Origin of the sequence: Litorivivens sp. (genome assembly GCF_041625495.1) — a bacterium.
Taxonomy (GTDB): domain Bacteria; phylum Pseudomonadota; class Gammaproteobacteria; order Pseudomonadales; family Spongiibacteraceae; genus Litorivivens.
The window spans coordinates 1-11,187 of sequence record NZ_JBFJTH010000129.1 but is presented as its reverse complement, the minus strand read 5'-3'; the positions used below and the strand labels follow the sequence as shown (position 1 = coordinate 11,187).

Sequence of the window (11,187 nt, the reverse complement as noted above, 5' to 3'; positions counted from 1 at the left end):
CTGGATGAGCCGCCGCAAGCTGTAAGATATTTTGCGCTGGAAACACTACCCGCAGTAAGGAATAAATTACGCAGAAAACGCCGGCGCGAAAGCCCTTTACGTTCAATATCTTTAATGAGTGGATGCATTTTTTTGCCGTTCAATTTACGAATACAGGGTGATACTACCCCTTGCAGGCTGATAGCAACACGTCGTGTGACGTCTAATCTGAATTGAGTGCAGCACGAGGCGCTTGTTAGTGTACAGCCTTAAAATGTATCGAGTGCAACCTAGGTCGCAATGCCTGTCTCGACAAATTAGTGTCTGGAATAATTCACACGGCATTTGGGGGTAGCCAGCCTCTGGCTGCAAGACCGACGGCAGTGAGCTAATTCCTGGATTAGCTAAAACATCTAACCTTATGATTTTAAGGGAAAAGCTATAGACGGCCTTTTTGGCATGCTCTTCCCGCTTTAAAGGGTAGGGAGTATGAGTGATATTGCGGCTTACGGCGTAAGGCGAGTATGTTTCGTAAGGGGGGCAATGACTCTACCCCCTTTGATTCTAGTGATTTTAAACAGCGCGTGGCAGGATAACTGCCATTGTCGATTCTGGTATGGCTTGCCAGTATGCGCACCGTGAGACTACAGTAATAAAAAAGAACGAGGCTGCGTTTATGAAACCGGTCACTAGCGCATTCTTCCGCGCGGCATTTTTCTTTCTTCTGGTCGCCGGTGCCGTTCAGGCACAAACTACCGGCAAGGTAGACTTCAAGCATCTAGGTATCAGTTTTTCAGTTCCCGACGGCTGGGTCGGGCAGGAGATGGCGGGAGGCTATCTGATGGGTTCCCACAGCGAACCGGGGCTGATCATGCTGATTCTCCACGATATCACTTCCATGGAGGCTATGCGCACTAATGCCCGGCAGGGTATTCGTGAAGAGGGCGTTTTTCTTATGCCGGCCGGTGACCTTGAAGGCGTGGGTAGTCGGGGTGTTGGGGGTGTCTATTCCGGTACTTTGAATGGGCAGAAGGTTACTTCTTACATCGTAGGGCTGGTGAATCCGCATGGCAGCGGCGTGACCATTATGGCTGCTACCGACCCGGCGAAATACAGTGCCACTTACCGCAAGCTAGCATTGGCGGTGGCAAACAGCACGCAATTTTATAAAGCGGAAAAACTTCCGGTAGTGGACGAATGGAGGCAGGCCTTGGTGAACCACCGGCTGACCTATATGGATTCTTACTATAGCAGTGGCTCCAGCTACGGCGGCTATTCATCGGGCGGCGGTTATAGCACGAAAGTGGAAATAGACCTGTGTGCGGAAGGGCATTTCAAACACAGCAACCATTCCAGCATGAGCGTGGATACCGGCGGCGCGTTTGGCAGTTCTGCCAACAGTGGCAGCGGCAGTGGCCAGTGGAGCGTTGTAGGAGGCACCGGAGAGCAGGCGGTGCTGGTGCTCAATTTTCACGATGGCAATCAGTCACGCTACAACCTGAACTACCGCGACAAAAAGACGCTGCTCAACGGCGAGCGATGGTTTCGAACGGAAGATGCTATTTGTCCGTGAGTATGAACCAGATCAGCGGGGGCAGAGTCATTGATATTTGGCTCAATGTACCCGAAAGCCAGCCCTGGCAGACAATGTACTGTGTGAAAGATCAATGACTCGGAGCCTTTTGAATTCCTAGGCTTGGGGCTCTGCCGTTTTTTGATTTGCCGTTTTAATTCAGTTTCCGCCTCTCTCGCTATCGGGAGTCATTATCAGAAGTTTGCCAATAGCGACCGATGTTGGCAGTCCTAATATTCCTTTTACCTTTTCAATCTCACAGTAAGCCTGATATTTCTTGCCTGCGCTAACAGTAGCTGTGAATGATGGAAAGGCCTGAAGTGGGCCATGAACACACCCTATTTTGAATTTATATTCGCCCGGATCAATTATAAAGTCGTCGGGGTTTGGGCCCCAGAAACTAGTCTCGTAAATAACTGTTCCATCGGACTTGTAGATGCCCCGTATATGTGAACTGAATTCGGAGCTAAAGAAGATATTAGAATTTGAAAACGTTGTGATCTTAACTTGGTCGTTCAGTGCAGTGCTAGGCGAGCTATAATTCCCCGGGGCATTGGCGCAGCCGCTGATTGCCAGTACTAAAAGCAAAATGGAGCTAATGTTTTTCATCGCGATTATTCCTAAGTTGATGAATTCATAATTCGACAAAACTGTTATTTGTGGCCGGGGGCTGATCAACTGCCCCTAAGTTATTCTCTATGACTTTGATGGCTAGAGAAAGCTGGCGTTTCGCGTTGTGATAGGTTAACCAATTCTTTTCCACCGGTCCTTGATCAGTCAAATAAAACAGATGCGTCGCCGGCAAACACAGACCAGGTGGCATCGCGCCGCACAATGCGCCAGCCTTCCGGTCGGCGCTGCCATTGGTCGACATATTCGCCGTGTGTGTCGAAAATGGCGTTGGCCTTGTCACCAATACCCTGATGTCGTGCTTGTACATACGCGCGGGTAAGGGCGTTATCGCCATCGATCTCTACTTGTATGCTGCCTAGCAGGTGCTGCATAGCGCTACAGCGGTTGTGAAATTCTTTAAACTGCGTCAGCAGCGCCTCGATTCCCTGTTTTTCGCCGCCGTCGCCGTAATCAAAGTGAATGTCGGTGGCAAAAACTTCGCCGACTCTGTCCCAGTGTTTACCATCTACCACTCGGGGAAAGGCGGCGAGGGTGTTCATGATGGCGCGATAATCCTCAGAATCGTTGTGCACAGGCTAGTCTCGCTAAAATAAGTCGGGCCGGTTCGATAGGGCCACAGATTGATGGGTCCACAGTCATTGTTCTACTGGAACTCATACCATACTGCTAAGCGGTATTATGAAAGATCCTCCTATTGGGTGAGTATCAATCACTCAGAAACATTGAGCCAGATCCGTAGGGTGGTCTGGAAGCCCGGTTGTAATGATTAGCGAGCCAGGGTGGATATTTGCATCGACCACGAGTAGTTTACGTAGTCTTCCCTGGGGATAAATATGAAGAAACTGGAAAACGAAAAAGAGCTTGTACGTAAAGCGATAGACATTGGCACCAGTTACGCCGAAAAACGCGGAGCGGCGTTATTCGAGCCTACCGACTCAACCAATGAGAAGCTGGAATACATCTACCGGTTGCTGGTTCGGGACAAGCTTATCCAGCCGATGCCTGAGCTCCAGGTTTCTCAGAAGACTATACGACATCGGTTGGCCTTGTGGGCTGCATCGCTTGAAAAGAAAAAGAGTTGATCTACGAATTCGGAGCCTCGTCGACCTTGAGGCTCCCATCCTGTGGCCGTTCTACTTATAACCTGGGTCAATCGCTGGAGTGCCCAGGCCATTGCGGAGCGCTTATATTAACCGGTGGATGATCTCTTCAGCTCCTTGTTTCCTGTAGCAAGCAGCGCGGGCAGGTCCTTGCCATATTGAGAGAAACCTATGGAAACCGGAAAAATACTGCACGGCAGCGCGCGCCTCATTTTTGACAGTGTCGATGGCGTTACCAATATTGTCGAAGGTATGTACCGCAATATAGCCGCTACGCCGCTACCTTTTGGTCGCGCACCTGAGGGATCGGCGCCGGGTATGGCGGGGCTGGTTCACGCGGTCGTGCGAGGTGTCAATGGCGGGGTTCGCGGCGCCAGTGAGCTGGCGCTGGCGCCGCTGACACAGTACCTCGACCGCTACTATCCGCCGGGCCCACACCGTGCGGCGGTGGTGGCCGCACTCAACGGTGTCTGTGGCGATCATCTGGTCCGCACCAAGAATCCACTTGCCATTCCCATGAGCTTGCGCCTGTTGTTGGATCCGATCGGTGATAGTGAGGCCAGTGAGCCTGAACCTACACCTTCGATGATCAATAACCTGTTCGACAGTCGGCGCCAATCGGTTGAAATCTACCCTCACAACGCGGTCCAAGGTGACCCGCGCTTTAAGGCATCCAGTCGTTTGCTGATCCTAGCCCACGGCCTGTGCATGAATGATCTGGAGTGGACGGCCCATCAACGCAATCACGGTCTGGACATTGCAGATAGCGGTGGCTACACCCCGGTCTTCCTGCGCTACAACAGCGGGCGTCATATATCGGACAACGGCAAAGCGTTTGCCCGCCAGATCAGTGGTCTTGTTACCTCTTGGCCGGTGCCGGTCGAGTCTATTACGGTCATCGGTTTCAGTATGGGCGGGCTAATCACCCGCAGTGCTTTGCACGTGGCCAGCGACGAAAAGCTCCCCTGGCTGAAAAAGGTCGACAAGGTGGTCTATGTCGGCACCCCTCACCACGGCTCGTCACTGGAGCGCGGTGGCTATTGGCTGCAACGCTCCGCCACCTTCAGCCCCTACACCGAGCCGCTTTCGGCTTTGGGCAGAATTCGCAGTGATGGCATCACCGATTTGCGCCACGGTAATATTCTCGATGCCGACTGGCAAAACCACGACGAGCACGAAGACAATGCAGATTACCGGCAGTTGGTACCGTTGCCCGACGCCATTGAGCATTACGCCATCGCCGCTACCTTGTCGAAACAGCCAGTCGCCAGCATGGAAAAATTGCGCAGCGACGGTCTCGTTCATCCCTGTAGTGGTTTGGGAAAACATCGTCAGGCAGAAAAACAGCTGAACTTTGCCCAAGCCAATACGCATATTCTTTACGATGTGGGACACTTGGCGATGCTAGGGGATCCACGAGTTACCTTACAGTTGCAGCGCTGGCTTGTCGGCTAACGGCAAGCAAAAGCGGCGCTGCCAGCGATGCCCGAACTGCGTTTAGGATGCGCAATGCTGGAATCAATAGTCCAACGGACAGCCTCTGTGCAATACCGAATGGAAGATTCAGAGTGGCGGCAATAACCGGGCAGACAATAGTTTGCCAAGCACGGTTAAGATGGATAAAGCCGCAAGGTATTTTGAAGTTAAAAGCGGCGGGTCTCGTCGTTTCTACCCAAGAAGTGGGAAGCCTCACCCTAGCGAAGCGTAGGGTGGGGAGCAGTCACGGTGCGTTAACCTCATTTCCCGCTACCTGGCAACCGGAGACCACCTGTGGGGCCGTAGCGGAGCCACTTACAACGTCGCATTCGTCGCCCCCAACCAATGTGCCGTTGTTATTGGTGCCGCTGCTGTTGGAGCTGCCACCGCCACCGCCACCGCCACCGCCACCACCAGCGGTAGCGGCGACCCCAACAACTACGGCTCCTATCCATACCCAAGGATTCGAGGCGAGAGTGGCGCTTGACCCAGTGCTGGTTTCAGAAGCATTGAAAACCGGTGAAATCTTGGACACGACTGAAACACCGTAAAGTCTGCCAAGCGAATTCCCCAATGAATCAGTCGACCACTGCAAAGGTCGTAGTGAATGCTCTTGATAGTAGCCGGCAACGTACTCAAATTCGAACGGGTCATATTTGCTAGCGGTTAAGGAAGCTGTCTCATGCACAGCGCGTACGATGTCGCCGGTCTGCCCCAGTGCAAAGTTTGCCTGCCATCGGTTCTGGTCGGGACGAATATCCCCAAGCTGCCAATTCAATTCCACAAGCACACCAACCCGGTCCTGAGGTGAGGCGGCATAGCTTAGGCAAGGCAGTAGTGCGAGTACTAAGGTTACTACACGGGCAATGATACGAGGATGAAACAAACTCAACATATTCGACGTCCTTTTCTAGTTCTGTTGTGACGCATGCGTGTCACGTTCTACACAAGCGCTCGGTTAGATACTGTCCTGATCATGACCGGCACTCAAGATCTAAGCCTATTGCTGCTTAGTAAAGCCCAATAATGATATCGTTTCTGAGCGATCATGCGACCCTTTATTTCGTTCGATGCGCCGCCGGAAATTTAGAAAGCGTGCCATATTCGCGCTGGGAGGTTGCAGTCAGTACTCTGGTCGGCTTAGACCTTGGTGGATTTACGGTCGCGTCAGCTTTGAATGGATCGATCGCGCCAGTCGGTATCGATCCTCCGGAAAGGTACACTTTGAATGTCACGGAACTGTTGTAGCCTCAATTTTTTTGAAGGGATGAATTGGGTAGGGTTTTTCCTTCATTGAACAAATTATTTAGCTGAAGGTTCTGACATCGGCCTGAATAGATTGGGTTTGCGCGCTTCGCATCTAGGGTGCAAGACGCATATACTCATTTTTTCGCGCAGATAATGATAAAGCCCGCTATGACAGACAGTTCCCCCGATATTCAATGGTATTCAGGCGCAGGCCGACGTGTGGCCTATCGGCAATGGCTGGTGCCGTCGCCCAAGTTGCTTGTTCATATCGTGCATGGGATGTCGGAGCACTCTGGCTGCTACGGCGATGTTGCGCAGCTTCTTAATGCGGCGGGTTTCAGTGTCTACGCCCATGACCACTGTTGTCATGGACAAAATGTGCCGATTGACGGGCTCGGCGTAGTAAGTGACTCCCAGAACTGGGACTATATCCTCAAGGACATGCTCTCCCTTAATACGCTGATGAGGGAAGCCAGTCCCGAAACGCCCTTAGCCATTCTCGGGCATAGCATGGGCTCGTTTATTACACAGCGTTTTGCTCAGGAGTACCCTGAGCGTGCAGACTTTCTGTTGTTGGAAGGCAGTTCATTTGAACCGCGTTGGCTGACCTTGGCGGCGCGCTGGATTGCGGCATTTGAATGTGCAAGACAAGGCGCCAATGGGCAAAGCCCCGTGATACATGCCCTAACCTTTGGTGGCTTTAATCGCACTGTAAAGAACCCGCGCACAGCCTTTGACTGGGTGAGTAGAGAAACCGCTTTTGTGGATGCTTACGTGAACGACCCGCGCTGTGGCATGCAGGTCTCCAATGCTTTTTGGCGCGACATGTTTCGTTTTCTGAATACCTTGTACAGCCAGCAATCCTTACAGCAGTTCCGCCCTGATATCCCTGTCTATCTCTTTGCCGGAGATCAGGACCCTGTGGGGCATAAGGGCAAAGGGGTTGAAAAGTTGGCTGCGTGGCTCAGGGCTCACTTAAGCAATGTGACGGTAAAGCTCTACCCACAGGCACGGCATGACGTACTTCATGAACTCAATCAGAGCGAAGTGATTGCCGATCTCATTGCTTGGTTGCGATATCAGCAAGGCGAAATTTGAGATCAACACGATTGCGATATCGGGAATTGCCTAGCGTTTTGGATTATAAAAAGGGCAGCACTTTGCCCCTTTAACTTTCTATTGCGGGCTCAAGGGGTCGTGGGCAAGCAGCAGCACGGCTGCCGCGCCAAACAGAGACGTGTGCAGATTTTCGCTGATAGGGACGGCGATACTCAGTTGCCCCTCACTGCTGCGATCTATGAGGGCAAGCACTTGGCTGTTCTGGCGCACCTCATAGCTGACGGTGTCGGGCAATACGCCCACCGTTGATGCCTGGCTTCCAGAGACCTCAAAATCGTGACCGTCGATTCTAAGAATACCGTGCAGCGGTTTTTTGCCCGTGGCGTGCATATCCAGCTGCCATTGCGGCCAAGCTGGGCCAAGCTTGCGCGAACGGCAGTTGAGTGAAGCATCATAAGCAATGTTTTCCGTTACGCTCATGTCGTTCTCGCCGCGCTTGTTGGTAACCCGCGCTTCCCAGTTTTCTACGTTGAGGACTTGTCGACATTGAATAGATGCGAGTTCGCCAACGGGACCGTACAGGCGGATTTTCATTTCAGACTCATTGCGCAGGCTGGTGGTTCCGGCGCTGGCCTGGCGTCCGCCCTCGGCGCCTAGCCCAACCTGTACGTCAGTGCTTGTTTGCACGGGCAGGTTGTTCCACGGGCTCCGGGCCTCGAAAGCGGCAGTGTAGGGGCCCACTATGAGAGGGTCCTTTCGTAACTGTGCCATGAATCCCCGGCCGGAGGCGGCATGGCGTTCCACCTCTTTGTCGGTCCAGTCGATAGGGTCCAGAGCATTCTGCCCAACGAGCGAGCAGCCACCGAGGTAAAGGGTAACTATCAGGGACACAATGCACAGTGTGCGCATTCAATGGACTCCGAGTGAAACTGTTGTTGATCGTCAGGGTAGGGAAGTCCCCGAAAAAGGCGCAGATCCTATTTTTACAAGAGGCCCGGCCGAGCTTTTGGGGCTGCTCTCAGCGCAGTTTACTGCATTTTCCGTAAAGCAACTCGGACTAAATTAAAGGCTCTGCCGAGTTTAATTCAAGGCCTTGTATCGCTCGATGGTGGGGCTGGGGCAATCCCCTTGGAGCGTGATACAGGGCTTGCCGAGGGCGGCGCAGTAGCCTGCGTCGAAGGCGGCATTCCATTGTTTGTATTTGTCACCGAAGCGGATAATCGCCACGTCGCTTTGCTCGATCAAGGTCTTGGTGAGGATGGCGTTGACCTTGGCGGATTTGTGGTCGCGCCAGAAGTCTTTTTGCTCGGGGCCGAGACCATCGCCTGCGGCGTCGCTGGATTCGTGGTCGGTGTTGGCGGAGGTAAAGGCGATATCCAGTTTCTGCTCGCGGCAGCTTTCAATGATTTGATTGCGCCAGTCGGTGTGGATTTTGCCGGAGAGTTAAATTTTTAGTGTCACTGGAGTGCTGGTTGCTTTGTGTCTGGACTAATTAAAGCATGTACATAGTCCGATCTGCTCTAGTCTTTGTTGGTTCATTCATTTCTGGCAGACAACAAGTTTTTCCATTGCGGATTTGAAGTCCATAAAAAAGGTTCTTCGTAAATTCAGGTGGGTAGGTTGAAAAAACAAGCGGGTTATCGGTTGATAGCAATCGACCAAAACCACCAACAACCGACGACCCGCCTGTGTTTAATGATTCTGCGCTATCCCGGTATTTATTTGAAGGCTTTGAAGCTGATGTCCATAAGATAGAGGACGGTTGGCTCCACTTGCACCTGTCCCGCGACTCCAGCATAACCCCACGCTGCTCGGTATGCGGTCGACCTTGCCCCCACTTACACGACCACCGCCATCGGCGCATCCGAGACCGCGATTTCTTCGATTGTCGAGTCATGCTTCACATCGACGTGGGTCGTGTGCGCTGTGACACCTGCGGTGTTCGGGTTCAACGTATCAGCTGGCTTTCACCCTGCAAACGTCTTACTCGTCGGCTTCAAGCGCATGCCGAAGGCCTCTGCAGATTGCTTCCGATCAAGCATGTCGCCGAGCTGCTGGATTTAAGCTGGCACACCGTCAAAACGCTGGATAAACAGCGACTTGAACGAGAACTTGGTGATCCTGACTGGTCGTCGGTGAGGCGATTGATGATGGATGAATTTGCACTGTTCAAAGGCCACAGGTACGCCACGGTTGTTGCCGATGCTGATACTCAGGAAGTCCTCTGGGTGGGTGAGGGGCGCAGCCGAGAATCAATCCGCCCATTCTTCGAGCAAATGGGACGATTCTGTCGCCGGGTTGAAGCGGTGGCAATGGATATGAATACGGCCTTCGATTTGGAAGTGCAGCTGCACTGCCCGCAGGCAAAAGTGGTCTACGACCTCTTCCACGTGATAGCAAAATACGGACGAGAAGTGATTGATCGCGTCAGAGTGGATCAGGCCAATGTTCTGCGTGGCGATCCGGCAGCCAGGAAGTGGGTCAAACGCGGTCGCTGGGTACTGCTGAAGAATCGTTGCAACATGACAGATGATCAGCAGGATTATCTGGATCAGTTGCTGGCGGCGAATAAGCCACTGATGACCGTTTATCTGCTGAAAGAGCAGCTGAAGGAGATGTGGTACTGCCGCTCTCGATTGGCAGCCCTGCGACAGTGGAAGCTCTGGTGGCAACAGGTTGCTGAGAGCGGAATCAAACCGCTGCAGGACTTCGCCAAGAAACTGAAACCTTACCTCTCTGGGATATTGGCTTCGGCTGATCATCCCCTCAGTACCAGCAAGCTAGAGGGGATGAACAATCGCATCAAGGTGATAAAACGGATGGCCTATGGGTATCGAGACAACAGCTACTTCTTTCTCAAGATCAGAGCAGCATTCCACCCTAATATGCGATGAACCTTTTTTTTGGGGCCAACACGCACTTTTAGTGAAGCGTGTGCTCATCATCCGGCATGCGATGAGGGGGCACCTGCACCGATTCCACCAGCTTGCCCAGAGTGACAGTTCTTCCCACATAGCGTTCGTCGCCAGTTACCGTGAACTCAAACTGGTAACCCCGCCAGAATCGCCAGCGGCCACGCCTGTCGCGCTTTAACCACAGCGCCCTCAAGGCAATGCTGTCATCCAGTAATTGCAGGCTTTCGCGCTGACAATACAGGCGTGTTGCACGCAGGGCGATCTCACGAATACCGTGGGCCTGCCAGAAATAGCTGCCGGCCAACCCGACAATAAGCAGTAGCGCAATATCCGACAGTTCAATCATGGACGGGTTCTTTGCATAGCATCACCCAGAAACTTTACGCGGTTATTGAGCCTGGCCTCAAAGCGGACCAAATGCCCGTTGAGCCCCGCATGACGCCCACGAAAAGCCCGCACCTTACGTTCTAGAGATTCACTCGCATAAACCAGCAGGGAAAGACCCAGCGCAATAAAGGCAACGCCCAACGGTACTGGGGAAAACAGAAATACCACACCCAGAGCCAGTGCCAGCCAAGCCAAGGCTAATTGCGCGTACAACATCAGGTGCTTTTTCACGGTGGCTGCCTGTGCGATCCATTCCCTTACTGAAGAATAACGGTTTTTTCGCCGTTGAGTACCACACGCTCTTCACAATGCAGACGAACCGCGTGAGAAAGCGCCGTTGCCTCGATATCGTGACCAAGGTGCACCAGCTGTTCAATGGTAAAGGTATGATTCACCGGCTTCACTTCCTGCACGATAATGGGCCCTTCGTCGAGTACCGCAGTTACATAATGAGCCGTGGCGCCAACCACTTTCACCCCACGCTGATGCGCCTGATGATAAGGCCTGGCACCTTTAAAGCTCGGCAAAAACGAGTGGTGAATATTAATGGCGCGGCCTTCCAACCTGGCGCACAGATCATCAGAAAGAATCTGCATATAACGCGCCAGCACCAGCAGCTCCGCACGCTCGCTTTCCATCAGCGCGAGAATTTTTGCCTCTTGTGCCGGCTTGGTTTCTTTGGCCACTGGCAGGTGATGGAAAGGAATGCCGTACCACTCTACCAAGCCTCGGCAATCTACGTGGTTGGAGAACACACCTACGATATCTGCAGGCAGTGCGCCGGAGCGCCACTTGGTAAGCAACACATTCAGACAGT

Annotated in this window: 12 protein-coding genes and 1 pseudogene; 5 read left to right on the top strand and 8 right to left on the bottom strand. The window is 52.8% G+C overall.

Features of this window, described 5'->3' with window-relative positions; translation table 11 throughout:
- Nucleotides 1-655: 655 nt before the first annotated feature.
- The gene (locus ABYP39_RS13910; RefSeq protein WP_372783098.1) at nt 656-1,552 is read left to right on the top strand and encodes a hypothetical protein; all 897 of its coding nucleotides are present in this window, start codon (nt 656-658) and stop codon (nt 1,550-1,552) included.
- A gap of 159 nt (nt 1,553-1,711) precedes the next feature.
- Here ABYP39_RS13910 and ABYP39_RS13905 read toward each other — a convergent pair whose 3' ends face one another.
- Together ABYP39_RS13905 and ABYP39_RS13900 are read right to left on the bottom strand one after the other, a co-directional pair.
- Nucleotides 1,712-2,161 carry a hypothetical protein gene (locus ABYP39_RS13905; protein ID WP_372750654.1) on the bottom strand — a complete coding sequence of 150 codons (450 nt, stop codon included), beginning with the start codon at nt 2,159-2,161 and terminating at the stop codon, nt 1,712-1,714.
- Nucleotides 2,162-2,325: 164 nt separating this feature from the next.
- Nucleotides 2,326-2,757 carry a nuclear transport factor 2 family protein gene (locus ABYP39_RS13900; RefSeq protein ID WP_372783096.1) on the bottom strand — a complete coding sequence of 144 codons (432 nt, stop codon included), beginning with the start codon at nt 2,755-2,757 and terminating at the stop codon, nt 2,326-2,328.
- A gap of 261 nt (nt 2,758-3,018) precedes the next feature.
- Between ABYP39_RS13900 and ABYP39_RS13895 the strand changes: the two genes are divergently transcribed.
- Nucleotides 3,019-3,267 carry a DUF5062 family protein gene (locus tag ABYP39_RS13895; RefSeq protein ID WP_372750652.1) on the top strand — a complete coding sequence of 83 codons (249 nt, stop codon included), beginning with the start codon at nt 3,019-3,021 and terminating at the stop codon, nt 3,265-3,267.
- 189 nt (nt 3,268-3,456) lie between these two features.
- Nucleotides 3,457-4,740: an esterase/lipase family protein gene (locus ABYP39_RS13890; protein ID WP_372783094.1), complete on the top strand. Its 1,284-nt coding sequence runs from the start codon at nt 3,457-3,459 to the stop codon at nt 4,738-4,740.
- A gap of 265 nt (nt 4,741-5,005) precedes the next feature.
- On the opposite strand, the gene ABYP39_RS13885 is transcribed toward ABYP39_RS13890, so the two are convergent.
- A complete protein-coding gene (locus tag ABYP39_RS13885; protein WP_372783092.1) occupies nt 5,006-5,656 on the bottom strand; it encodes a hypothetical protein in 651 nt (216 codons plus the stop codon).
- 521 nt (nt 5,657-6,177) lie between these two features.
- Here ABYP39_RS13885 and ABYP39_RS13880 point away from each other — a divergent pair.
- Complete coding sequence (locus tag ABYP39_RS13880) at nt 6,178-7,107, top strand: alpha/beta fold hydrolase (RefSeq protein WP_372783090.1); 930 nt, start codon at nt 6,178-6,180, stop codon at nt 7,105-7,107.
- 78 nt (nt 7,108-7,185) lie between these two features.
- On the opposite strand, the gene ABYP39_RS13875 is transcribed toward ABYP39_RS13880, so the two are convergent.
- Both ABYP39_RS13875 and ABYP39_RS13870 read right to left on the bottom strand, forming a co-directional pair.
- The gene (locus tag ABYP39_RS13875) at nt 7,186-7,977 is read right to left on the bottom strand and encodes a hypothetical protein (protein ID WP_372783088.1); all 792 of its coding nucleotides are present in this window, start codon (nt 7,975-7,977) and stop codon (nt 7,186-7,188) included.
- A gap of 213 nt (nt 7,978-8,190) precedes the next feature.
- Nucleotides 8,191-8,499, bottom strand: a pseudogene (locus tag ABYP39_RS13870) (YtoQ family protein); the annotation flags it as partial.
- A gap of 320 nt (nt 8,500-8,819) precedes the next feature.
- On the opposite strand from ABYP39_RS13870, the gene ABYP39_RS13865 reads away from it, so the two are divergent.
- Nucleotides 8,820-9,962 carry an ISL3 family transposase gene (locus tag ABYP39_RS13865; RefSeq protein ID WP_372749515.1) on the top strand — a complete coding sequence of 381 codons (1,143 nt, stop codon included), beginning with the start codon at nt 8,820-8,822 and terminating at the stop codon, nt 9,960-9,962.
- Nucleotides 9,963-9,990: 28 nt separating this feature from the next.
- Here the strand turns inward: ABYP39_RS13865 and ABYP39_RS13860 are convergent, their stop codons facing one another.
- The 3 genes from ABYP39_RS13860 to ABYP39_RS13850 all read right to left on the bottom strand — a co-directional run.
- The gene (locus ABYP39_RS13860; protein WP_372749404.1) at nt 9,991-10,329 is read right to left on the bottom strand and encodes a DUF3301 domain-containing protein; all 339 of its coding nucleotides are present in this window, start codon (nt 10,327-10,329) and stop codon (nt 9,991-9,993) included.
- Complete coding sequence (locus tag ABYP39_RS13855) at nt 10,326-10,601, bottom strand: hypothetical protein (protein ID WP_372749405.1); 276 nt, start codon at nt 10,599-10,601, stop codon at nt 10,326-10,328. The genes ABYP39_RS13860 and ABYP39_RS13855 overlap by 4 nt, the downstream gene beginning before the upstream one ends.
- Nucleotides 10,602-10,627: 26 nt before the next feature.
- Nucleotides 10,628-11,187 (bottom strand): formyltetrahydrofolate deformylase (locus ABYP39_RS13850; protein ID WP_372783086.1); only part of this gene is annotated, 560 nt, incomplete at its 5' end.